We start from the raw sequence: 23,073 nt of genomic DNA on the forward strand, positions 1-23,073 counted from the left end.
GGTCGTGGTCGTGGTCGTGGTCGTGGTCGTGGTCGTGGTCGTGGCCAGCATGCTGGTGCACGGAGACTGGCTGAACGTCGCTCGAACAGCAGGCGCCAGCGTGCTCGTCGTGCTGGTGATCATTGCCAGGCTGGCGCGGCGTGTGGATGGAGTCGCTCATGGGATACGTCCCTGAAAAGTGCCTGTTGCCAAGTGAACACCCTGTAGCCACTATAGGGTCAAGCACCCTTTTGGGAGATCCGACGATGAAAATTGGTGAACTGGCGAAACTCACCGACTGCCAGGTGGAAACCATCCGTTACTACGAGAAGGAAAACCTGCTGCCGGAACCGGCGCGCAGCGAAGGCAACTATCGCCTGTACACCCAGGCCCACGTCGAGCGCCTGACCTTCATCCGCAATTGCCGCAGCCTGGACATGACCCTGGAGGAAATCCGCAGTCTGCTGGACCTGCGCGACAGCCCGCGGGACCAATGCGAAAGCGTGAATGCGCTGGTCGACGAGCACATCCACCACGTCAAGGCGCGGATCGATGGGCTGTTGGCGTTGCAGGCCCAGTTGCTGGACCTGCGCCAGCGCTGTGGCGGCGGGCCGGAGGCGGACCAGTGCGCGATCCTGCAGCGCCTGGAGGTCAGTGGCAGCGTGGTGCCGGCTGAAGAGCATTCACATGTCGCGAGAAGTCACGGGCATTGAGCCCCCCCTGTGGCGAGCGGGCTTGCCGGGACGCCGCACCGCCGCGCTGGGGGGGCGCAACACCCCTGAAATCAGCAACATCAGGGTATCAGGCAGGACGTCGTCGCCGGTTTTAGGGCCGTTTCGCGCCCCTGCGCGGCGGTGCGGCGTCCCGACAAGCCCGCTCGCCACGATGCCTCTTCACCTGACGACTCAGACCGCCATCGGCGCCGTCAGCGGCGCGTGGTGCTGGTAGCCTTCCAGGCTGAAGTCGCTCGGCTCGACCTTCTCCAGCCACTCCGGCTGGTACACGCCCGTCTTGGCAAACTCAGGTACGCGCTCGGAAATCACCAGTTTCGGCATCGGGTACGGCTCGCGGGCGAGCTGCTCGTTGAGCATGTCCAGGTGATTTTCATACACATGGGCATCGCCGATGAAGTAGGTGAACCAGCGCGGCGTGTAGCCGGTCAGGCGCCCGATCAGGCTCAGCAGCGCCGCGCCTTCGGTCAGGTTGAACGGCGTCCCGAGGCCCAGGTCATTCGAGCGGATGTAGAGGGTCAGGGAGATTTCCTTCGTCTCGACATTCGGGTGGAACTGGTACAGCAGGTGGCAAGGTGGCAGGGCCATTTCGTCCAGCTGCGCGCAGTTCCAGCCGTGGAACAGGATGCGCCGGCTGCCCGGGTCCTTGATGATGGTGTCGACGCACTGGCGAACCTGGTCGATTGCCTTGTACAGCACCACGTAGGCCTGGCCGTCTTCCTCGCCCTGGGCGATCTGCCGGTAGCCCTGGGCCAGGGTCTGCTCGATCGCCGCCGCATTGCTCGCCGGGATCTGCTTGTAGGCCGGCCACTTGCGCCACTGCACGCCGTAGATTTCACCGAGGTCGTCATCGCCCTGGCGGAACGGGTTGGCCAGCCACTGGGCGTTCTCGTTGGCGTTCTGGTCCCAGACCTTGCAACCCAGCGCGCGGAACTCGGCGGCGTTGTTCACCCCACGGAGGAAACCGCACATCTCGCCGATGGCGGACTTGAAGGCCAGCTTGCGGGTGGTGATCGCCGGGAAACCTTCCTTGAGGTCATAACGCAGCATCGCGCCGGGAAAGCTGATGGTGTTCACACCGGTGCGGTTGGCTTGCTTGGTGCCGTTCTTGATGACATGGGCGACCAGATCGAGATATTGCTTCATGAGTTACCTGCATCCTTGAATACGGGGCCCGCAGGCCCCGATTCGAATTTAAAGCGCGGCGTCTTTCGTTGCCGGAGTGGTCGGGTTGCGGTGATAGGCGAACCACAGCAATGCCAGGCCGGCGATGATCATCGGCAGGCTGAGAATCTGCCCCATGGTCACCCAGCCGAACGCCAGGTAGCCAAGTTGCGCATCCGGCACCCGGACGAACTCGACGATAAAACGGAAGATCCCGTAGAACAACGCGAACATGCCGGACACCGCCATGGTCGGCCGCGGCTTGCGCGAGAACAGCCAGAGGATGACGAACAGCGCCACGCCCTCCAGCGCGAACTGGTAAAGCTGCGACGGGTGGCGCGGCAATTGCGCCGGGTCGCTGAACGGCGGGAAGACCATCGCCCACGGCACGTCGCTCGGCTTGCCCCACAACTCGGCGTTGATGAAGTTGCCGATCCGCCCGGCACCCAGGCCAATCGGGACCATGGGTGCCACGAAGTCCATCAGTTCGAAGAACGACTTGCCGTTACGCCGGCCGAACCACCAGGCCGCCAGCATCACCCCGATGAAGCCGCCATGGAAGGCCATGCCACCCTTCCAGACCTCGAAGATCAGCGTCGGATTGGCGACATACGCTGGCAAATCGTAGAACAACACATAACCCAGGCGCCCACCGACGATCACCCCCATGGCCAACCAGAACACCATGTCGGAGAGTTTCTCCTTGGTCCAGGTCGGGTCGAAACGGTTCAGGCGCCGGGAGGCCAGCAGCCACGCACCACCAATGCCGACCAGGTACATCAGGCCGTACCAGTGGATTTTCAGCGGGCCGATGGCGACGGCCACCGGGTCGATCTGCGGGTAAGGCAGCATTGCGACTCCTTGGTAGAGTAGAAAATTCGGGGCCCGTTCACCCAGGTGGCAAGCGGGCCAGCGGGTCATGATGAAGACCTGCGATTAAGCCAATATTGCGCCCGGTTCGCTGAACCGGGCCTTAGGCTTTGTCTGAAAAGTCTTGAGACGAAGGTCCGGCGGTTTTCAACGCAGCATCACCGAGTATCAAGATTTCTCAGACAGAGCCCAGGTTCAGATCAGGAACTTCATCCCGACACAGAACAATAGCCCGGCAAACAGCCGCTTGAGCAGCAACGGCGACAGCTTGTGCGCCAACTGCACACCGAAGCGGGCGAAAAACATACTGGTCAGGGCAATGCCGAGCAAGGCCGGCAGATAGACGAAGCCCAGGCTATGCGCCGGCAGCAACGGATCATGCCAGCCCAGTACCATGAAGCTGAGGGTACCGGCCACGGCGATCGGCAGGCCACAGGCCGACGAGGTTGCCACCGCCTGCTGCATCGGCACGCTGCGCCAGGTCAGGAACGGCACGGTCAGCGAACCGCCACCGATGCCGAAAATCGCCGAGGCCCAGCCGATCACGCTACCAGCCAGGCCCAGCCCAAGCTTGCCGGGAATTTCGCGGCGGCTTTCGGGCCTGAGATCCAGGGCCATCTGCACCGCGACGATCACCGCGAACACGCCGATGATCTTCTGCAGGTTCGGCCCGGCAATCGCCTTGGCCGTCAGCGCACCGAGGCCCGAGCCGAGCAGGATACCCAGGGCCATCCAGGTGAAGATCGGCCAACGCACCGCCCCCCGGCGATGATGGCCGCGAATGGTGTTGATCGAGGTGAAAATGATCGTCGCCAGGGAAGTGCCGACCGCCAGGTGCGTCAGGATCGAGCTGTCGAAGCCCTGCAGGGTGAAGCTGAACACCAGCACCGGAACGATGATGATCCCGCCACCCACGCCGAACAGCCCGGCCAGCACGCCCGCGCATGCCCCCAGCAGCAAATAGAGCAGAAATTCCATGCAACCCCCGAAACAAGTCCGGCATGGTAACGGATGCATGCCGCTCGTCTCTACTGGATGACGAACGGCACCCTGCGTAAAGTGAACGAAAACACAGAGGGACCACCTGATGTGCCTGATCGTCTTCGCCTGGCGCCCTGGCCACGCCCAGCCGCTGATCGTCGCGGCCAACCGCGACGAATTCTACGCCCGCCCGAGCCTGCCGCTGGGGCAATGGCCCGAACACCCGCAGGTCTACGCCGGGCGCGACCTGGAGGCCGGGGGGACCTGGCTGGGCGTCGGTGCCAAGCGGCGCTTCGCCGCGCTGACCAACATCCGCAATCCGCACCAGCCACCGGCCCGCCGCTCGCGGGGCGAGCTGGTGGCGCGCTTTCTCACCGGAAACGCGCCGATTGCCGATTATCTCCAGGATATCGTTGCACGATCACCGGAGTACGCTGGATTCAACCTGCTGCTGGGCGATGCCGACGAGCTGTGGCACTTCAATTCCCATGAAGGCCAGCCGCGCCAGTTGTCGGAAGGCATTTACGGCCTGTCCAATGCCGGACTCGACACACCGTGGCCGAAGCTGCTCAAGGCCAAGGCGGCATTGGCGCAGACCCTGGACCGACCCGCCCCGGAGAACCTGCTGGCCATGCTGGGCGATCCGAGCACCGCGCCATTTGCAGAGCTGCCGGACACTGGCGTGGGCCTGGCGACCGAAAGCCTGCTATCCAGCATCTTCATCGCCAGCCCCAGCTACGGGACGAGGGCGAGCACGGCGCTGATCGTCAATGCCGACGGTACGCGGCGACTGGTCGAGCGCAGCTTCGGCCCCCATGGCGGGCACCTGGGCGAAGTGGAGTTGACGCTCTGAGTGTGACGCGGAGCGCACCAGGTCGTGGAGCGCGGATCGTTACGCCAAGCACTGAAACACCGGGCGCACCGCCATGCTTGTGGCGAGCGGGCTTGCCCGCGCTGGAGCGCGGAGCGCTCCTGAAACCGGTTACCGCGATACTTCGTGCGCAGTTTTACGGCTGCTGTGCAGCCGAGCGCGGGCAAGCCCGCTCGGCACAAAGGCTGCGGTGCGCCCCTTTTGGTGTTTACCGGACACGAGTGACGCTATGCGTGGGAATGCCGCCGGTGAGTGTCACACCCGCCACTGATCAGTGCTTGACCACCGGGTTGGCCATCCGGCCCAGCCCCAGGTTTTTCAGCGCCAGTTGCAGAGTGCTGTGGATAACTTGCGGGTTGTCGATGGTCATCACCTGGGCGAGCAACTCCTGGGATTTGCTCAGACTGATCTGGCGCAGCATCCACTTCACTTTCGGCAGGTTGGTGGCGTTCATCGACAGACTGTCGAAACCCATCGCCATCAACAGCACCGCCGCCGCCGGATCCCCGGCCATCTCCCCACAGATACTCACCGGCTTGCCTTCGGCATGGGCATCACGCACCACGTTCTGCAAGGCCTGCAACACGGCCGGGTGCAGGTAGTCGTACAGATCGGCGACCCGTGGGTTGTTGCGGTCGACGGCCAGCAGGTATTGGGTCAGGTCGTTGGAGCCGACCGAAAGGAAGTCCACCTGGCGGGCCAGCTCACGGGTCTGGTACACCGCCGCCGGAATCTCGACCATCACACCGACAGGCGGCATCGGCACGTCGGTGCCTTCGTCGCGCACCTCGCCCCAGGCCCTGTGGATAAGATGCAGCGCCTCTTCCACCTCATGGGTCCCGGAGATCATCGGCAGCAGGATGCGCAGGTTGTTCAGGCCTTCACTGGCCTTGAGCATGGCCCGGGTCTGCACCAGGAAGATTTCCGGGTGGTCGAGGGTCACGCGGATACCACGCCAGCCGAGGAACGGGTTGTCCTCGACGATCGGGAAGTACGACAGCGACTTGTCGCCGCCGACGTCCAGGCTGCGCATGGTCACCGGCTGCGGATGGAACGCCGAAAGCTGTTCGCGGTAGATCGCCAGTTGTTCCTTCTCGCTCGGGAAGCGCTGGTTGATCATGAACGGCACTTCGGTGCGGTACAGGCCCACGCCTTCGGCACCACGCTGCTGAGCACGGGCGACGTCGGCGAGCAGGCCGGTGTTGACCCACAGCGGCATGCGGTGACCATCGGTGGTCACGCAAGGCAGCTCGCGCAGGGCATCGAGGCCCTGGGACAGCTGGCGCTCCTCCTCCACCACGCTGACGTACTGCTTGCGCAGCAACTCGCCGGGGTTGGTGAACACCTCGCCACGGGCGCCGTCGACGATCATCTCGATGCCGTCGACCTTGGAATACGGCAGATCGACCAGGCCCATCACTGTCGGAATGCCCATGGCCCGGGCCAGGATCGCGACGTGGGAGTTGCCCGAACCCAGTACCGACACCAGGCCGACCAGGTTGCCCTCCGGCACCTCGCCGAGCATGGTCGCGGTCAGTTCCTCGCTGACCAGGATGGTGTGCTTCGGATAAACCATGTTCTGCTGGCGTTCGGACTGCAGGTAGGCCAGCAGGCGCCGGCCCAGGTCCCTGACGTCCGAAGCGCGCTCGCGCAGATAGTCGTCATCCATCAGCTCGAAGCGGTTGACGTGGTCGGTGACCACCTGGCGCAAGGCGCCCTGGGCCCACTGGCCGGTCTTGATGACGTTGGTGACCTCGCTGCCCAGGGAGGCATCGTCGAGCATCATCAGGTAGACGTCGAACAACGCCCGCTCTTCCGGACGCAACTGGGTCGCCAGCTTGGCCGACAGGGTACGCATGTCGTTGCGTACACCCTCGATGGCGGTCTTGAACAGCGCCAGTTCGGCGTCGATATCGGTGATGGCCTTGTCCGGCACCACGTCCAGGTCCGCCGGCGGCAGCATCACCACCGCGGTACCGACCGCCGCACCCGGCGAGCCCGGCACGCCGACGAACTTGGCTTCCTGGATGCCCTTGCCTTCACGACCCAGGCCACGAATGGAGCCGGTGGCCTCGGCATGGGCGATAACACCGGCCAACTGGGCGCTCATGGTCACCAGGAAGGCTTCCTCGCCCTCGTCGAACTGGCGACGCTCCTTCTGCTGGATGACCAACACGCCGACGACGCGGCGATGGTGAATGATCGGTGCACCGAGGAAGGACGCATAACGCTCCTCGCCCGTTTCGGCAAAGTAGCGGTAGCGTGGGTGATCGGCGGCGTTTTCGAGGTTAAGCGGCTCCTCGCGCGTGCCGACCAGGCCGACCAGGCCCTCGTTCGGCGCCATGCTGACCTTGCCGATCGAGCGTTTGTTCAGGCCTTCGGTGGCCATCAACACGAAGCGATTGGTCTCGGGGTCGAGCAGGTAGACCGAGCAGACCTGGCTGCCCATGGCCTCTTTGACGCGCAAGACAATAATCCCCAACGCCGTCTTGAGATCCTTGGCGGAGTTAACTTCCTGGACGATCTTGCGCAGCGTATTGAGCATGGCTCGGGGTCGAACTCCGTGTCAGTCGCGCGTTAAAAGGCGCGGGGCAAGCTCTTTGAGCGCGCGACGATAAACCTCGCGCTTGAATGTCACCACCTGGCCCAACGGGTACCAATAGCTGACCCAGCGCCAGCCATCGAACTCCGGTTTACCGGTCAGATCCATCCGCACCCGCTGTTCGTTGGACAGCAGGCGCAGGAGAAACCATTTCTGTTTCTGGCCGATGCACAGCGGTTGGCTGTGGGTACGCACCAGACGTTGCGGCAAACGATAGCGCAACCAGCCCCGGGTACAGGCCAGAATTTGCACATCCTCTCGTTCCAGGCCGACTTCTTCGTTCAATTCGCGGTACAAGGCCTCTTCAGGCGTCTCGTCGGGATTGATCCCACCTTGCGGAAACTGCCATGCATCTTGATTGATGCGTCGGGCCCATAAGACCTGACCAGCATCATTCGTCAGAATTATCCCGACATTAGGACGGAAACCATCGGGGTCGATCACGGCAACCACCTCGTAAACGCATGTCATCGCATTGTTCCACAAAGGTTGTGAAAGCAGCAACGCACCGCCATACCTTATGTGCACTCTTGTGAAAAGACCGTATTCTGATCGCCTTTTTACAGGCTTTTCAGCGAGTAACTGCAATGCGTCTGGCTTTATTCGACTTGGACAACACACTTTTGGGCGGCGACAGCGACCACGCCTGGGGCGATTACCTGTGCGAGCGGGGCATTCTCGACCCGGTGGCCTACAAGACCCGCAACGACGAGTTCTACCAGGACTACCTGGCCGGCAAGCTGGACAACGCCGAATACCTGAATTTCTGCCTGGAAATCCTCGGCCGTACCGAGATGGCCCAACTGGACGAGTGGCATCGCGACTACATGCGCGACTGCATCGAGCCGATCGTCCTGCCCAAGGCCCTGGAACTGCTGGCCCGGCACCGCGATGCCGGCGACAAGCTGGTCATCATCACCGCGACCAACCGTTTCGTGACCGGACCGATTGCCGCACGCCTGGGCGTCGAGACCCTGATCGCCACCGAGTGTGAAATGGTCGACGGCCGCTACACCGGGCGCAGTACCGACGTGCCGTGCTTTCGCGAAGGCAAGGTGACGCGCCTGAACCGCTGGCTGGAGGAAACCGGGTACAGCCTGCGGGACAGCTACTTCTACAGCGACTCGATGAATGACCTGCCGTTGCTGGAGCAGGTCAGCCACCCGGTGGCGGTGGACCCGGACCCGAACCTGCGGGCCGAGGCCGAGCGCCGTGGCTGGCCGGTGATCAGCCTGCGCGGCTGACCCCCTGGAGCCAGGCAAGACCTGGCGGCCTCTTCGCGGGCAAGCCCTGCTCCTACAGATTCGAGGCGTGCCAGGCTCTTGTGTACGACACGGTCCTGCAGGAGCGGGGCTTGCCTGCGAAGAGGCCCGCAAGACCACCACAAGGCGCTCAGGCGGGCTTGGCCACCATCAGGTAGAAGATCGCCATGAACGCCAGGAACGCCGGCCATCCCAGCGCAAACCACCAGCGCATGTACATCTGCGCCCTGATCGGCATTGGTGTTCCCTCGCGCAACGCCTGGTCCGCCATCCGGTGCACGCGGATCTGCAGCCAGACCACCGGCAGCCAGCAGATACCCGCCAGCACGAACAGGCCCATGCTCCACAGCAGCCAACCCTGGGTCAACGGCCAACCCGCCAGGTGCACCAGCCCGAGTCCGCTCAGCGGCTGGAACACCGCTGTGGTCGTGGTGAAGGCCCAGTCGGCGAACACCAGGTGGCGGAACGTCACCGCGATCACCTCGACCTTGCCGGTGCGCCAGGCGCGCAGCGCGTAATAGGCGGAGCCGGCCCCCAGGCCGAAGAGAATGGTGGAAGACAGGATATGCAGGGTCTTGAGTATCAGGTAAGCGCTCATCGACGCGGTTCAGTCCATAGAAGCCAGAGAGTCGCCACCATCAGCACCAGGTTTTTGGCGACGGCGGCGTAAGGGTCAAACCAGTAGTGCGGGAGCACCAGGCTGATGATCAGGGTGTAGCTGGCCATCAGCAGCAACTGGGCCTGGAACGCCCGGCGACGCCAGCGCTTGAACAGCATGCCCAGCCCGAGCAGGGCGTCGCACAGCGAACCGAGCCACACCGCGAAGCTGGCCGTGCTGCCCGTCACGCCGAATTCACCCATGATCCGCAGGCTCCAGTCATGGCCCGGCCCCAGGCACACCGCCGCCGTGCCGAACCAGATCAGCAGCATGACCGCCAGCATCAGTGGACGCAGGGCCGCCTGCACGCTCTGCGCGGCATTCGGCCAGTCGACCAGATGGGTCGCCAACGGCGCGGCCCGATAGCCGCACAGTGCGCCCAGCAGCTCGGGATCGGCCACATTGTCGCGCCGGGCCATGCGCAGGCACTGGCGGTTCCACGCCCGCCAGCCCAGGCGCTCGCCACACCAGGCCCCTGCCGTCGCCAGCCATTGCGGGATCCTGAAGTAGCGCGCCGGCGCCCAGCCCTGGGCGGCACGCAGGTGATCGAGAAGCTGCGCCAGGGTCAACGCCTGCGGCCCGACCAGCGGCACCACCCGCGACGACGCTGGCCAATGCCGCAGCAATGCCAGCACCGCTCCGGACAAATCGTCGATATGCAGCGGTTGCAGGCGCGCGTCCAGGTCTAGCAGGGGAATCAGTGGCCACGGCGACAGCCGCGTCAACCAGCCACTGCTGATCCCGCCCGCCCCGACCAGCAGCGAAGGGCGCAGCACCACAGCCGAAACACCCAACTCCATCAGATAGGCATCAGCCGCCGCCTTGCTGGCCAGAAAGGCCACGTCCGGCTGCTCGCCGGCGCCCAGCGCGGAAATATGCAGAACCCGCAACCCCCGCTTCGCCGCCAGGTCGAACAGTGCCCGCGTGCCACGATCCTGGGTTCGCTGCAGCGCCTGGCGGTCGACGGCCGGCCGCATTGATCAGCAGTTCGACATCCGGGGGTATCACGAAATGCTTGGAATCGGTTGCCAGTTGGTCCAGGTCGAGGACCTGCCATTCGACTTCGGACAAATCCCGGGAATGGCGGCGCCGGCTGGTGGCGATCACCTCATGACCGTTGGCAGTCAACGCCGCAAGCAAGTGGCGACCCACGAAGCCCGTGGCCCCCACCAGGAGAACTTTCATGACGATCCTTGGCGGATTAAACCGGTTTGGCGCCCATCAGGGCAGCAATCCCGACGAAACACAGCGTACTGAGGATCGCCAGCGTCAGCGTGAATTTCCCACTGCCGCCCGCCTCGCCCCGGCGCAGGCGATTGAGCCGCACCACGAGCCAGGCCCAGGCCAGGCAACCGACAGTGTAGAGCACGCTGGAACCGAGCAGCCAGGTCTGGCCCAGCGGGAATCCTCCCAGGTGCACCAGCCACCAGCCACTGAGCGGCTGGACCAGCAGACACAGGGCCATCAGCCACCAGGCCAGCGCCCAGGGCATCTTCAGGATCCGCCCGGGGATCGCCAGGTCACCGGCCCGTCGCCCACGCCAGAACACGATGACGACAGCCAGGATGCTGCCCAGGAGCAGCACCGTAACCGTACTGTGAAGCACTTTCAGGGCAGTGAAGGTTTCCATCTGGCCGTTTTTTCCTTAGTCGTTGCCCATCAGCGTAGCAGTCATCCGTGGCGTTTCAGCCCAGGAACAGGCGATAGGCCGGGTTGTCGCTTTCATCCCAGTATGGGTAGCCGATTTCCGCAAGAGCCGCGGGAACCAGGTGGCGCTCCTCGCTCGGCACCTGCAGGCCGGCGACCACGCGTCCGTCGGCCGCACCGTGGTTACGGTAGTGGAACATCGAGATGTTCCAGCGCCCACCGAGCTTGTTGAGGAAGTTGAACAGTGCCCCCGGGCGTTCCGGGAACTCGAAGCGCAACACCATTTCGTCGCTGACCCGTGCCGCATGGCCACCGACCATATGGCGCAGGTGCAGCTTGGCCAGCTCGTTGTCGGTCATGTCCAGCACCGGAAAGCCCTGACTGGTCAGACTCTCGATCAGCACGCTGCGCGGATCGTTGTCGGGATGGGTCTGCACGCCAACGAAAATATGCGCTTCGCTGCCGGTGTGGTAGCGATAGTTGAACTCGGTGATCTGGCGCTTGCCGATGGCCTCGCAGAACGCCTTGAAGCTGCCCGGCTGCTCGGGAATGGTCACGGCGATGATCGCTTCGCGGCCCTCGCCCAGTTCGGCGCGCTCGGCGACATGGCGCAGGCGATCGAAGTTGACGTTGGCCCCGGAGTCGATGGCCACCAGGGTCTGCCCGGCCACCTTGCGTTGCTCGACGTACTTCTTGATCCCGGCCACACCCAACGCGCCGGCCGGCTCGGTGATCGAACGGGTGTCGTCATAGATGTCCTTGATCGCCGCACAGATCTCGTCGGTGCTGACAGTGATCACCTCGTCGACATGGTCCTTGCAGATATCGAAGGTGTGCTGGCCGATCTGGGCCACCGCGACGCCGTCGGCAAAGATCCCCACGGACGGCAGGACCACCCGCTCTCCAGCGGCCATGGCCTGCTGCAGGCAGTTGGAGTCGTCCGGCTCGACGCCGATCACCTTGATGTCCGGGCGCAGGTACTTCACATAGGCCGCGATCCCGGCGATCAGCCCGCCGCCGCCGACCGGTACGAAAATCGCGTCCAGTGGCGCCGGGTGCTGGCGCAGGATCTCCATCGCCACGGTGCCCTGCCCGGCAATGGTGTGCGGATCGTCATAGGGGTGAATGTAGACGTAGCCTTTTTCCTCGACCAGTTTCAGCGAATAGGCCAGCGCTTCCGGGAAGGTATCTCCATGCAGCACCACCTTGCCGCCGCGGGAACGCACGCCCTCGACCTTGATTTCCGGGGTGGTCTTGGGCATCACGATCGTCGCCTTGACCCCCAGCACCTTGGCCGCCAGGGCCAGGCCCTGGGCATGGTTGCCCGCCGAGGCGGTGACCACGCCACGGGCACGCTCGACGTCGCTGAGCTGGGTCAGCTTGTTGTAGGCGCCGCGAATCTTGAAGGAGAACACCGGCTGCAGGTCCTCGCGCTTGAGCAGGACCTGGTTGCCCAGCCGCTCGGAAAGCTGACGGGCGCTCTGCAACGGGGTTTCCACGGCAACGTCGTAAACGCGCGAGGTGAGGATCTTCTTGACGTACTGTTCGAGCATCGGAAAGCATCACTGGCGGGTTGGGCAGGGACCGAGGAGTCTAACCCAGCGCTTGCGGCAACGACCACAGGGTTACTGAGGTTTTGCTCGCCCCTTTTGCCGGCCCGACGCTTATAATGCCGGCCTTTCGCTCACACCTTGCCCGCTTCCGGAGCCCGCATGACCCAGGATCAACTCAAACAGGCGGTGGCCCAGGCCGCTGTCGACTTCATCCTTCCCAAGCTCGATGACAAAAGCATCGTCGGCGTGGGCACCGGCTCCACCGCCAACTGCTTCATCGACGCCCTGGCCCGGCACAAGGGTGCGTTCGATGGCGCGGTCGCCAGTTCCGAAGCCACGGCAGCGCGGCTCAAGGGTCATGGCATTCCGGTGTACGAACTCAACACCGTCAGCAACCTGGAGTTCTACATCGACGGTGCCGACGAAAGCGACTCGCACCTGAACCTGATCAAGGGCGGCGGCGCGGCCCTGACCCGCGAGAAGATCGTCGCGGCGGTGGCCAAGACCTTCATCTGCATCGCCGACGGCAGCAAGCTGGTGCCGGTGCTCGGCGCGTTCCCGCTGCCGGTGGAAGTGATCCCGATGGCCCGCAGCCACGTGGCTCGCCAACTGGTCAAGCTCGGTGGCGATCCGGTGTACCGCGAAGGCGTGGTGACCGATAACGGCAACATCATCCTCGATGTGCACAACCTGCGGATCACCAACCCGGTGGAGCTGGAGACGCAGATCAACGCGATCGTCGGCGTGGTCACCAACGGCCTGTTCGCGGCGCGTCCGGCGGACCTGCTGCTGCTGGGCACCAGCGAAGGCGTCAAGACCCTCAAGGCCTGAGTTGGCGGGAGCTGGCGCGCGACCTGAGTTGCGCGTCATCGTTCTTCGCGGATGAATCCGGCTCCACGGTACCGTGCGGAACACAAATCTTGTGATCAACGCAAACTGTGGGAGCCGGCGCTCCGGTTCATCCGCGGATGAACCGCCACAAGGCAGCAATCCGGACCAGCACTCTCGACTGTCATTCTGACGCACGCCTGAACACGTAGAACAGGTTCGGCTCGCTGATCAGGTAAAGCGTCCCGTCATCGTCCATGGCGATGCCTTCGGCTTGCGGCACGCTGGCCTTGAGGCCCTGCTGGCCCTTGAGCAGCGACAGGCTGCCGATCGGGCGCCCATCGACATCGAGCTCCAACACCAGCCGCGACTCGTCGGACAGCGCCAGCAGATGTCCGCTGCGTTCATCGAACTGCAAACTGGAAAGGTCCCGGACAAACAGCCGGGCATCACGCCGAGGGTTGCTCGCCACGTGCACGGCGGAAGACGGTGCGGATTCGGGCAGGGGGAACCCCTGGATCTCGTAGATCAGCATCGGGTCGCGCTCCTTCGCCACGAACAGGCGCTTGCCAGCCGAATCGTAGGCCAGACCCTCGAACCCCTTGTTCCCCGGCAGATTAACGCCCAGGGTCAACTGCTCGGCGTGCGCCGCATCGAGAAACCGCGTGTTGTCGTCCAGATGGACCTTGATCAGCCGCTGGCCGCGCTCATCGGTGATCACGTAGGTATCGGCGCTGATGAACTCGACGGCCTCGGGGTCGCCAAAGCCACTCAACGGGATGCGCCGCAGGATGTGCCCATCGAGCGACAGCTCGATCAGCTCGGCATTCTGGTTGGTCACGGTGAACAGACTCTTCCTGACGGGATCGTAGGTCAGCGCCGAGACATCGTCTTCGAGCCCGTCGATCACTCGTGCCTCGACGACCACCCGGTAGTCCGCCAGACCGATGCTCGCCTCGCTCGGCTGCCACCAGGTCTTCCAGTTGAACCAGGCCCGCTCGAACAATCGATAATGCTGCCCCGCAACACCCATCAACAGCAGGCTGCACAGGCAGAGCAACAGGATGAGCGGGCCGAGGCGCAAGGTTTGATACATGTAGGCAGGCTCGAAAACAGGATCGATGGTTGAAATAACCACGCCGGCATGAATTCAAGCTTAATCTTGCAGGGCAGCGCGCCACCCGAACGCTTGTCGTTGCGAAGCAGCTAGCGTTTTTCGAAGCGATAGAACAGATTCGGCTCGCTGATCAGGTAAAGGTTGCCATCGTCATCGATGGTGACACCCTCAGCCCGGGGGATCGTGTCTTTCAAGCCATTGAAACCGCCCAGCAGGGTCATGAAGCTGACCTGCCGACCTTCTTCGTCCAGTTCCAGCAACAGGTGCGAGTCCGCCGACAGCGCGAGCGTGTGACGGGTACGCGGATCGATCGCCAGCGCCGAAAGATTGCGCATGTCCAGTTGGTCGCTTTCCAGCCTGCGCTTGTCGCCGAACACCTGGGTACCGTCGCTTTTCAGGCTGAACAAGGCTGGCGGACGTTCCTCGCCCAGCAGTATCTGCTGGTTGCGGGCATCCCAGACCACCGCCTCGAAGGCCTTGTTCTGGTCTTTCGAGGGCCCGAGGTCGTATTGCGGGAAGTCCTTGATGTTCAGTTCACGGGTGCTCGCATCCACCTTGACGATGGTCAGGATGTGCATGCGCTCATCGACGATCACCAGGTTCTCGCCCTCGAGCACCGACACGGCCTCGGGATTGTTCCAACCGACCAGCGGGATCTTGCGCAGCACATCGCCCTGCAGGGTCAGCTCGACCAGGAAAGGGTTCTTGCCCATGACCGCAAACAGCGTCTTGGTGGACGGGCTATAGCTGACGTCGGAGGCCTCGTCCTTCTCCATGCCCGGCAACGGTTTGGCATCGATCACCGCCCGATAGCCCGGCAGCCAGATGCTCGCCTGGCGCTCGGCCGGGGTTTGGAAACGTTCCTTGAGCCACAACAGGGCGCGGGCATCCCAGTGCATCGCCATGGACAATCCTACCCCGACCCCCAGCGCCGCCAGCAACAGCCAAGGGTACCAACGCCGGGCGAAACGGGGTCGACCAGCGGGAGACGGGGAGGAAAAGGTTTGACCGCTCATGCAGAGGTACTTTCCTGATCTTCATGACATTCAGATGAGCACTGTAGACAACGGCCCAGCACCAGATCAGAAAATTATCCAGACAGAATGTGAAAAAAACGGCAAAAGCCGGGAAGTCATGCAGATGGAAACAAAAAGAGGACAGCCCCCTTCGCAAGCATCCACGGCGAAGAGGGCCGGGCTCGGGGTCAGCGAACGCTGCTCTCGAACCGGCTGACGCCTGGCAGTTCCAGCACCAGTTCGTCACCGACATTCAACGGGCCAACGCCGACCGGCGTGCCGGTCAGGATCACGTCGCCGGCCTGCAGCGAGAAGCAGGCGGCCATGTGCTGGATCATCGGTACGATGGGGTTGAGCATGTCGCTGCTGGTCCCGTCCTGGCGCACCTGGCCATTGATGGTCAGGCGAATGCCGATACTGGTCAGGTCGGGAAAAGTGCTACCCACCACGAATGGAGCGATCACCGCCGCGCCATCGAACGACTTGGCGATTTCCCATGGCAGGCCCTTGGCTTTCAGCTCCGCCTGCTTGTCGCGCAGGGTCAGGTCCAGCGCCGGCGCAAAACCGGAAATGGCGTCGAGTACCTCCTCCTTGCTCGGCTTGGTCGAAAGCGGCTTGCCGATCAATACGGCGATTTCCGCCTCGTAATGCACCGACCCGCGATCGACGGGGATGCTGAAGCCCCCCTCCAGCGGCACGACGCAACTGCCGGGCTTGATGAACAACAGGGGCTCGGTCGGCACCGGATTATCCAGTTCCTTGGCGTGCTCGGCATAGTTACGACCGATGCAAACCACCTTGCCGAGGGGAAAATGAATGCGGGTACCGTCGACATACTGGTGCTGATAGTTCATTGCGCGACTCCTGGTCTGCTTGTCATCGTGACGCGGGGTTCAAACCGCGAAGATCTTGCCCGGGTTCATGATCCCGTTCGGGTCGAACACCGCCTTGATCGCCTTCATGTACTCGATTTCGGCCGGGGAGCGGCTGTAGGTCAGGTAGTCGCGCTTGGTCATGCCCACACCGTGCTCGGCGGAAATCGAGCCGTTGTACTTCTCGACGATCTCGAACACCCACTTGTTGACCGTGGCGCACTTGGCGAAGAACTCGTCCTTGCTCAGGTTATCCGGCTTGAGGATGTTCAGGTGCAGGTTGCCATCGCCGATGTGGCCGTACCAGACGACTTCGAAATCCGGGTAGTGCTCGCCGACGATCGCGTCGATTTCCTTGAGGAAGGCCGGAACCTTCGAGACGACGACCGAGATGTCGTTTTTGTACGGTGTCCAGTGGGAAATCGTTTCGGAGATGTATTCGCGCAGCTTCCACAGGTTCTGCAACTGGGTTTCGCTCTGGCTCATGACGCCATCGAGCACCCAGCCCTGCTCGACACAGTGCTCGAAGGTTGCCAGCGCCAGGTTGGCCACCTCGAGGGTGGTCGCCTCGAATTCCAGCAGCGCGTAGAACGGGCACTCGGTCTCGAACGGCGCCGGCACGTCGCCACGCCCGAGGATCCTGGCCAGGGCCTTGTCGGAGAAGAACTCGAAGGCGGTCAGATCCAGCTTGCCCTGGAACGCGTGCAGCACCGGCATGATCGAGTCGAAATCGGGGGTGCCGAGCACCATGCAGGTCAGGTTCTTCGGCGCGCGATCCAGGCGCAGGGTGGCCTCGACCACGAATCCCAGGGTGCCCTCGGCGCCGATGAACAGCTGACGCAGGTCATAGCCGGTGGCGTTCTTGATCAGGTCCTTGTTCAGTTCCAGCAGATCACCCTTGCCGGTAACGACCTTCAGGCCGGCTACCCAGTTGCGGGTCATGCCGTAGCGAATCACCTTGATTCCGCCAGCGTTGGTACCGATATTGCCGCCGATCTGGCTGGAACCGGCCGAGGCGAAATCCACCGGGTAGTACAGGCCATGTTCCTCGGCGCGGTTCTGCAACTGTTCGGTGACCACCCCCGGCTGGCACACGGCGGTGCGGTCGGTCAGGTTGATGTCGAGGATCCGGTTCATGTAGTCGAACGACACCACCACCTCGCCATTGGCCGCCACGGCCGCCGCGGACAGGCCGGTACGGCCACCCGACGGCACCAGCGCGATACGGTGGCGGTTGGCCCAGCGCACGATGGCCTGGACCTGCTCGATGGTCTTGGGAAACACGATGGCGCTGGGCGCAGGCGCGAAATGCCGGGTCCAGTCCTTGCCGTAGGTGTTCAGCGAGTCGGCGTCGGTCAGGACCTTGCCGGGTTCGACCAGGGTCTTCAGTTCATCAATCAAAGCGGCATCGGTCATCGACAGAACTCTCGAACATTTCATGGTCACCCTGAGAACGCTTCACGTCGCAAAATGAGTGTTTGCGTGTCGCATATGCTAGCATACGCCCCCCGCGGAAGCGTGCTACGAGGCCGATCTGCGGAGCCGGCGACCACGCCGCGAGGTCAGCTCCAGCTGTCCATTTTCCTGCCATTTTTCTCCGGGACACAGGTTTACGCAGATGAGCAAGACTTCTCTCGATAAGAGCAAGATCAAGTTCCTTCTTCTCGAAGGCGTCCACCAATCCGCAGTCGACGTCCTCAAGGCCGCCGGGTACGTCAACATCGAGTACCACACCAAGTCCCTGCCGGACGCCGAGCTGAAGGAAAAGATCGCCGATGCCCACTTCATCGGCATCCGCTCGCGCACCCAACTGACCGAGGAAATCTTCGATCACGCGAAGAAACTCGTCGCCGTGGGCTGCTTCTGTATCGGTACCAACCAGGTCGACCTCGACGCGGCTCGCGAGCGCGGCATCGCCGTGTTCAACGCTCCCTACTCCAACACCCGCTCCGTGGCCGAGCTGGTGCTGGCCGAAGCGATCCTGCTGCTGCGCGGCATTCCCGAGAAGAACGCTTCCTGCCACCGCGGTGGCTGGATCAAGAGCGCGGCCAACTCCTTCGAGATCCGTGGCAAGAAACTGGGGATCATCGGCTACGGCTCGATCGGCACGCAGTTGTCGGTCCTGGCCGAGGGCCTGGGCATGCAGGTGTTCTTCTACGACACCCTGACCAAGCTGCCACTGGGCAACGCGACCCAGGTTTCCAGCCTGCATGAACTGCTGGGCATGTCCGACATCGTCACCCTGCACGTTCCGGAAACCGCCGAGACCCAGTGGATGATCGGCGAGAAGGAAATCCGCGCCATCAAGAAGGGCGGCATCCTGATCAACGCCGCCCGTGGCACCGTGGTCGAGCTGGACGCCCTGGCGGACGCGATCAAGGACCAGCACCTGATCGGCGCGGCGATCGACGTGTTCCCGGTGGAGCCCCGCTCCAACGACGACATCTTCGAAAGCCCGCTGCGTGGCCTGGACAACGTGATCCTGACCCCGCACATCGGTGGCTCGACCGCCGAAGCCCAGGCCAACATCGGCCTGGAAGTGGCCGAGAAGCTGGTCAAGTACAGCGACAACGGTACCTCGGTATCGTCGGTCAACTTCCCGGAAGTGGCCCTGCCGGCTCACCCGGGCAAGCACCGCCTGCTGCACATCCACCAGAACATCCCGGGCGTGATGAGCGAGATCAACAAGGTCTTCGCCGAAAACGGCATCAACATCTCCGGTCAGTTCCTGCAGACCAACGAGAAGGTCGGCTACGTGGTGATCGACGTCGACGCCGAGTACTCGGACCTGGCGCAAGAGAAGCTGCAGCACGTCAACGGCACCATCCGTTCCCGCGTACTGTTCTAAGCACCCTGGCGTTGAATGAAAAAGGGAGGCCTCCAGGCCTCCCTTTTTCATTTCGGCTACCGCTTACTTCACGTTGACGGTAATGACCTTGGAAGCCACCGTCGGTTCGAACTGCATGTGGATCTTGTCGCCGGCCACCAGTTGCAGGGTGTGCTTGCCCGGGGTCAGGGTCAACTGGGTTTCGGTCTGGGCCTTGCCGTAGTGGATCACCTGCTCGGTCGCCGGGATCGGCAGGCTCGGGTCAGGCAGTTCCTTCTGGTCGACCAGCAGGTGATGGTGCCCGGAGTTCGGGGTGGCATCACCGGCCGGCTTGAGCTCCAGGCCCTTCATGCCAAACTTGACGGTGAAGGTCTTGTCGACCGTGGCGCCGTCCTTCGGCGAAACGATCTCGACCTCGGCGCCCTTGGGCGCTGGCGTACGCGGAATGCCATCCGCCGCCACAGCAAGAAAGCTGGAACCCAGCAAGGCAGTGGCTAAAGCTACACGAGACACTAAGGTTTTCATTAACTTCTCCGGTTTTTCACAAAATGTGGCGGGTGATGACAACTTCACGACAAATCGTTGTCCAAACTTGCCCACAAACATAAAGCAAAGCGGGTGGCGGTTGCGCATCGCCCGCTCGATTTCATCTTAGGAGTGACCATGCGTTTGCTGCCTGGCCTGTTGCTGTTACTGCCCCTTGCAAGCCCGTTCGCCCAGGCCGAACTGATCGACGACGTCAATGACCGGGGCGAACTGCGCATCGCCCTGGAGGGAGACCTGCGCCCCTTCGGCTTCAAGGATGGCGAACACCTGACCGGCTTCGAAGTCGAGCTGGGCGAGTTGCTGGCCCGCGAGCTGGAGGTCAATCCGTCCTTCATCACCACCGACTCCGCCGATCTGCTGCCAGGGGTGGAAAGCGGCAAGTACGACATTGCCATCAACCACATAGCACTGACCCCGGAACTCAAGGAACGTTTCGACTTCAGCGAACCCTACAGCTACACCAGCGCCCAGTTGATCGTACGCAAGGAGGAACAACGACCGCTCACTACACTGGAAGCGCTCAAGGGGGGTGCTTTGGGTGTAGCTCAAGGCAGCCAGTTCGTCGACCAGGCACGTACGGTCGAAGGCATCGACCTGCGCAGTTATCCGAATGCCCAGCAGCCGCTCAAGGATGTGGCCGACAAGCAGATCGACGCCGCCATCAGCGATCGCTTGCTGGTCCCCTTCGCCATTCGTGACAGCCACCTGCCGGTCAAGCAAGGCGCGCCCGTGGGGCCGACCGTGACCCTGGCCATCCCGTTCCAGAAGGGTAACCCGGCGTTTCAGGCGAGCCTGAACCTGGCCCTGCAGCGGATCAAGGCTGATGGAAGGCTGATGGCGTTGTCGGAGAAGTGGTTCGGCATGGATGCGAGCGAGCCGCCCAAGCCTTGAGGGCGAGGATCAGGAAGCGTCCAGCAATGCCAGGGCGGCAACGGCCTCGGGCAATTCCAGCTCGCTGAATACCTGCACGCCAGCCTGCCGGAGCAAGGCCGTGGTCACGCCCTCGCCGGTGACCTTCACGCCACTGAAGGTGCCATCGTAGGTCTGCGGGCTGCCGCAGGATGGACTGTTGGCCTTGAGCACGGCAATCCGTATGGCGTGGCGCCGCGCCAGGTCGAGCGCCTGTCGTGCCCCGTCGATGAAAGCCTGACTGACATCCTCGCCGTCATGGGTCATGACCCGCACAATCCCCTCCAGCACCTGCCCACCCTGGCCACCGGGAATCTCCGCCGGCGCCCGTGGGGTCGGCAGGCCGCCGGCCACCTCTGGGCACAGCGCAACCACCCGCCCTTCATCCTGCCAGGCGGCCAACTGCTCGTAGGAACCACTGGCCCCGCCGTCATAACGTACCCGATGCCCGAGCAGGCAGCGACTGACCAGGATCTTCTGCGACATCAGAACGGCTCGTCGCCGCGCCGGCGGAACCAGCCGGTCAACGACAGGCGCTCGCGGGTCGCCGGCAGAACTTCGTGGGGTACGTCGCCGGAGAGGAACACGATGAGGCAACCGCCGGTCGGCAGCACGTCGCGCTCCACGCTATCGGCCAGGTACATGCGCAACTGACCACCCTCTTCCGGCAGCCAGTCGTCATTCAGGTAGAGCACCGCCGAGACCGACCGCCGGTCATCATCGCGAAAACGATCCAGGTGCTTGCGGTAGAACGCCCCGGCCGGATACAGCGCGAAATGGCACTCGAAATCCTCGAGCCCCAGGTACAAACCGCGATTCAGCGCCTCGCGCAGGCTGTTCATCAGCCCCAGGTAGCGGTCGCAGGACGCGGCCTGGCCCGGTTCGAGCCACTGGATGTGATCGCCACGGATGCCCTCGCGCACCTGCTGCGCCGTGCCCCGCCCCACACCCGCCGGCGCCAGCTCCCCGTCTGCCGCACGTTTTCGGCACTCGGCAGCCAGCTCGCGCGTCAGATCGGCAGGCAGGAACAGCTCCTGTTGCGACCAGCCGCGCTCGGCAAGGTCGTCGACGATGGATAACAGCAACGGATGATCAGAAGGTATTTGCATGGCGCGCATAGTATCCGTACGCCCAGGAATCCGACAGAGCCGCCGGACATGACAATACGAATTCTCGACAAGTCCGGCGCTCGCCGGGAGAATAGTCGGCTGTAGACAGGAGTCCCTATGCGCCGTTTGCTTTTTTCGCTATTGATGTTCTGCACCGTGCCCGCCTGGGCAGACAGCCACGATCAGTTGTACAAGGTCGCCGGCTGGCCAGAACAGCGCGCGCATTTCAGCGATGCCCTGGGCGCCGCCCAGCAGAAATACCGCAACAGCCTGCCACCGGCGGTCTACCAGGCCCTGGTCAACAACAGCAACCAGCGCTTCGCCCCCCAGGCCATGGACCAGCGGGCCGAGGCCCAGTTGCGCCAGAACCTGCCCAACCCCGCCCCGGCGCTGAAGTTCTTCCAGTCGCCACTGGGGCGCAAGATCGTCGCCGCCGAACTGCTCGCCACCCGCCGTGACCAGTTGGCGAAGAATGCCCAGGGCCTACCGCATATCGAAGCCAGCGCGACCCGCCGCCTGCTGATCAATCACCTGGCCAACGCCCTGCCGGCCCGCGAAGCGGGGGCCGAAGTCAGCCTGGCCATCGCCGGCGTCGCCGCCGACAGCCTCAGCTCGATGATCCCCGGCCTGCTCGGTGCCGGTACCGCCCAGGGACTGCTCAATGGCCAACGTGAACGCCTGATGCAGCAGATCGGCAACGACCTGGAAAACACCCTGCTCTACGTCTATCGCGACCTGTCCGACCCGGAACTGGAAGAGTTCTCGAACTTTGCCGAGTCGCCCGAGGGCCGGACCTACTACAAGGCCGCACTGGCGGCGATCCGCGCCAGCCTGGCGGTGGGGCAGGACCTGGCGCCGGCACAGCCCGGTAGCTGAAGGTAAGGGGCCACACCCGCTTTCTGATGGCCTGTACGAAAATTGACCACCAAGCGTAATATGAAAGTCTTGGCGCCATCCATGCAGTAGGTTCGCCTCCCTCCAGGAGACTACTCATGTACAGCATCCACCTCGCCACCGCCGCCGATGTCGCAGGTATCACCCAACTGCTCCAGGCCAACGCACCTTCCCGCGGGGGCTCGTTGACCGGGGAGTTTCCGCTCGAAAAAGTCAGGCAGATGGCCCTCGGCAGATCCCCGGTCGTGGTCGCCTGCCGCGACGACAAGGTAGTCGGCGTACTGTTCAGCGCGGCGAAAGACACTCAACCGGCGCCACCCTCGATCAAGGCCATGCTGACGGCTTGGCCCGGCAGTCCCGACGCCTACGTCTACGGCCCGGCCTGCGTCGCCACCACGGAGCGAGGCCAAGGCCTGCTGGCGCAGCTCTATGCGCAACTGCAACACCATTACCGGGGCCGCGAGGCGATTCTCTTCATTCGCCGGGACAACACAGCCTCCCTGCGCGCCCATGCACGCCTGGGCATGCACGAAGTCGCCGGCTTCACGCTGGAGGGTGAGGAGTATGCGGTGCTCAGTGACAGCGCACGTTGATACTTCCCAACACCGGCGTGAGACACACTCGACGCCTGCCCCCG

Annotated in this window: 23 protein-coding genes and 1 pseudogene; 8 read left to right on the forward strand and 16 right to left on the reverse strand. The window is 63.4% G+C overall.

What is annotated here, in order from left to right:
* Nucleotides 1-245: 245 nt before the first annotated feature.
* Nucleotides 246-692 (forward strand): Cd(II)/Pb(II)-responsive transcriptional regulator, encoded by a 447-nt coding sequence (gene cadR, locus K675_RS0109340; RefSeq protein WP_017903251.1) that lies wholly within the window; start codon nt 246-248, stop codon nt 690-692.
* Between the two features lie 192 nt (nt 693-884).
* Here cadR and K675_RS0109345 read toward each other — a convergent pair whose 3' ends face one another.
* From K675_RS0109345 to K675_RS0109355, 3 genes are all read right to left on the reverse strand, one after another.
* Nucleotides 885-1,856: a thymidylate synthase gene (locus K675_RS0109345; protein ID WP_017903252.1), complete on the reverse strand. Its 972-nt coding sequence runs from the start codon at nt 1,854-1,856 to the stop codon at nt 885-887.
* Between the two features lie 48 nt (nt 1,857-1,904).
* A complete protein-coding gene (lgt, locus tag K675_RS0109350; protein WP_017903253.1) occupies nt 1,905-2,726 on the reverse strand; it encodes a prolipoprotein diacylglyceryl transferase in 822 nt (273 codons plus the stop codon).
* 213 nt (nt 2,727-2,939) lie between these two features.
* Nucleotides 2,940-3,722: a sulfite exporter TauE/SafE family protein gene (locus tag K675_RS0109355; protein ID WP_017903254.1), complete on the reverse strand. Its 783-nt coding sequence runs from the start codon at nt 3,720-3,722 to the stop codon at nt 2,940-2,942.
* Between the two features lie 109 nt (nt 3,723-3,831).
* On the opposite strand from K675_RS0109355, the gene K675_RS0109360 reads away from it, so the two are divergent.
* Complete coding sequence (locus tag K675_RS0109360; RefSeq protein ID WP_017903255.1) at nt 3,832-4,578, forward strand: NRDE family protein; 747 nt, start codon at nt 3,832-3,834, stop codon at nt 4,576-4,578.
* 289 nt (nt 4,579-4,867) lie between these two features.
* Here K675_RS0109360 and ptsP read toward each other — a convergent pair whose 3' ends face one another.
* Nucleotides 4,868-7,141, reverse strand: a complete 2,274-nt coding sequence (gene ptsP / locus K675_RS0109365) for a phosphoenolpyruvate--protein phosphotransferase (protein WP_017903256.1) — start codon at nt 7,139-7,141, stop codon at nt 4,868-4,870.
* A 21-nt stretch (nt 7,142-7,162) separates the two neighbouring features.
* Nucleotides 7,163-7,642, reverse strand: coding sequence for an RNA pyrophosphohydrolase (locus K675_RS0109370; RefSeq protein WP_026145062.1), 480 nt, complete (start codon nt 7,640-7,642; stop codon nt 7,163-7,165).
* 143 nt (nt 7,643-7,785) lie between these two features.
* Between K675_RS0109370 and K675_RS0109375 the strand changes: the two genes are divergently transcribed.
* On the forward strand, nt 7,786-8,442 hold the full coding sequence (locus K675_RS0109375) for an HAD family hydrolase (protein ID WP_017903258.1): 657 nt from the start codon (nt 7,786-7,788) through the stop codon (nt 8,440-8,442).
* 148 nt (nt 8,443-8,590) lie between these two features.
* On the opposite strand, the gene K675_RS0109380 is transcribed toward K675_RS0109375, so the two are convergent.
* The 4 genes and pseudogenes from K675_RS0109380 to ilvA all read right to left on the reverse strand — a co-directional run bounded on the left by K675_RS0109380 (nt 8,591) and on the right by ilvA (nt 12,318).
* Nucleotides 8,591-9,058 (reverse strand): DUF2269 family protein, encoded by a 468-nt coding sequence (locus tag K675_RS0109380; protein WP_017903259.1) that lies wholly within the window; start codon nt 9,056-9,058, stop codon nt 8,591-8,593.
* Nucleotides 9,055-10,303: pseudogene (locus tag K675_RS30550) on the reverse strand (SDR family oxidoreductase). Before K675_RS30550 ends, K675_RS0109380 begins: the two are co-directional and overlap by 4 nt.
* A gap of 16 nt (nt 10,304-10,319) precedes the next feature.
* Nucleotides 10,320-10,748 carry a DUF2269 family protein gene (locus tag K675_RS0109390; protein WP_017903261.1) on the reverse strand — a complete coding sequence of 143 codons (429 nt, stop codon included), beginning with the start codon at nt 10,746-10,748 and terminating at the stop codon, nt 10,320-10,322.
* Nucleotides 10,749-10,803: 55 nt separating this feature from the next.
* Nucleotides 10,804-12,318: a threonine ammonia-lyase, biosynthetic gene (ilvA, locus tag K675_RS0109395; protein ID WP_017903262.1), complete on the reverse strand. Its 1,515-nt coding sequence runs from the start codon at nt 12,316-12,318 to the stop codon at nt 10,804-10,806.
* 159 nt (nt 12,319-12,477) lie between these two features.
* Between ilvA and rpiA the strand changes: the two genes are divergently transcribed.
* On the forward strand, nt 12,478-13,149 hold the full coding sequence (rpiA, locus tag K675_RS0109400; protein ID WP_017903263.1) for a ribose-5-phosphate isomerase RpiA: 672 nt from the start codon (nt 12,478-12,480) through the stop codon (nt 13,147-13,149).
* A gap of 181 nt (nt 13,150-13,330) precedes the next feature.
* Here the strand turns inward: rpiA and K675_RS0109405 are convergent, their stop codons facing one another.
* The 4 genes from K675_RS0109405 to K675_RS0109420 all read right to left on the reverse strand — a co-directional run bounded on the left by K675_RS0109405 (nt 13,331) and on the right by K675_RS0109420 (nt 17,567).
* Nucleotides 13,331-14,242 carry an SdiA-regulated domain-containing protein gene (locus K675_RS0109405; protein WP_017903264.1) on the reverse strand — a complete coding sequence of 304 codons (912 nt, stop codon included), beginning with the start codon at nt 14,240-14,242 and terminating at the stop codon, nt 13,331-13,333.
* Between the two features lie 110 nt (nt 14,243-14,352).
* A complete protein-coding gene (locus K675_RS0109410) occupies nt 14,353-15,279 on the reverse strand; it encodes an SdiA-regulated domain-containing protein (RefSeq protein WP_026145063.1) in 927 nt (308 codons plus the stop codon).
* A gap of 188 nt (nt 15,280-15,467) precedes the next feature.
* Nucleotides 15,468-16,133: a fumarylacetoacetate hydrolase family protein gene (locus K675_RS0109415; RefSeq protein WP_017903266.1), complete on the reverse strand. Its 666-nt coding sequence runs from the start codon at nt 16,131-16,133 to the stop codon at nt 15,468-15,470.
* Between the two features lie 39 nt (nt 16,134-16,172).
* A complete protein-coding gene (locus K675_RS0109420; protein WP_017903267.1) occupies nt 16,173-17,567 on the reverse strand; it encodes an FAD-binding oxidoreductase in 1,395 nt (464 codons plus the stop codon).
* Between the two features lie 202 nt (nt 17,568-17,769).
* Here K675_RS0109420 and serA point away from each other — a divergent pair, with 202 nt between their 5' ends.
* The gene (gene serA / locus K675_RS0109425) at nt 17,770-18,999 is read left to right on the forward strand and encodes a phosphoglycerate dehydrogenase (protein WP_017903268.1); all 1,230 of its coding nucleotides are present in this window, start codon (nt 17,770-17,772) and stop codon (nt 18,997-18,999) included.
* 63 nt (nt 19,000-19,062) lie between these two features.
* Here the strand turns inward: serA and K675_RS0109430 are convergent, their stop codons facing one another.
* Complete coding sequence (locus K675_RS0109430) at nt 19,063-19,503, reverse strand: DUF4399 domain-containing protein (RefSeq protein WP_026145064.1); 441 nt, start codon at nt 19,501-19,503, stop codon at nt 19,063-19,065.
* Nucleotides 19,504-19,641: 138 nt separating this feature from the next.
* On the opposite strand from K675_RS0109430, the gene K675_RS0109435 reads away from it, so the two are divergent.
* Nucleotides 19,642-20,415, forward strand: coding sequence for a transporter substrate-binding domain-containing protein (locus tag K675_RS0109435; protein WP_017903270.1), 774 nt, complete (start codon nt 19,642-19,644; stop codon nt 20,413-20,415).
* Between the two features lie 9 nt (nt 20,416-20,424).
* Here the strand turns inward: K675_RS0109435 and K675_RS0109440 are convergent, their stop codons facing one another.
* Entirely contained in the window at nt 20,425-20,919 is a 495-nt protein-coding gene (locus K675_RS0109440) for a DUF523 domain-containing protein (RefSeq protein ID WP_017903271.1), read from the reverse strand.
* Entirely contained in the window at nt 20,919-21,551 is a 633-nt protein-coding gene (locus K675_RS0109445) for a 2OG-Fe(II) oxygenase (protein ID WP_026145065.1), read from the reverse strand. The genes K675_RS0109440 and K675_RS0109445 overlap by 1 nt, the downstream gene beginning before the upstream one ends.
* 108 nt (nt 21,552-21,659) lie before the next feature.
* Here K675_RS0109445 and K675_RS0109450 point away from each other — a divergent pair, with 108 nt between their 5' ends.
* Complete coding sequence (locus tag K675_RS0109450; RefSeq protein WP_017903273.1) at nt 21,660-22,418, forward strand: DUF2059 domain-containing protein; 759 nt, start codon at nt 21,660-21,662, stop codon at nt 22,416-22,418.
* A gap of 116 nt (nt 22,419-22,534) precedes the next feature.
* The gene (locus tag K675_RS0109455) at nt 22,535-23,029 is read left to right on the forward strand and encodes a GNAT family N-acetyltransferase (protein WP_017903274.1); all 495 of its coding nucleotides are present in this window, start codon (nt 22,535-22,537) and stop codon (nt 23,027-23,029) included.
* Nucleotides 23,030-23,073: the final 44 nt, after the last annotated feature.

It is taken from the genome of Pseudomonas fuscovaginae SE-1 (assembly GCF_000364705.1).
GTDB lineage: Bacteria > Pseudomonadota > Gammaproteobacteria > Pseudomonadales > Pseudomonadaceae > Aquipseudomonas > Aquipseudomonas fuscovaginae_A.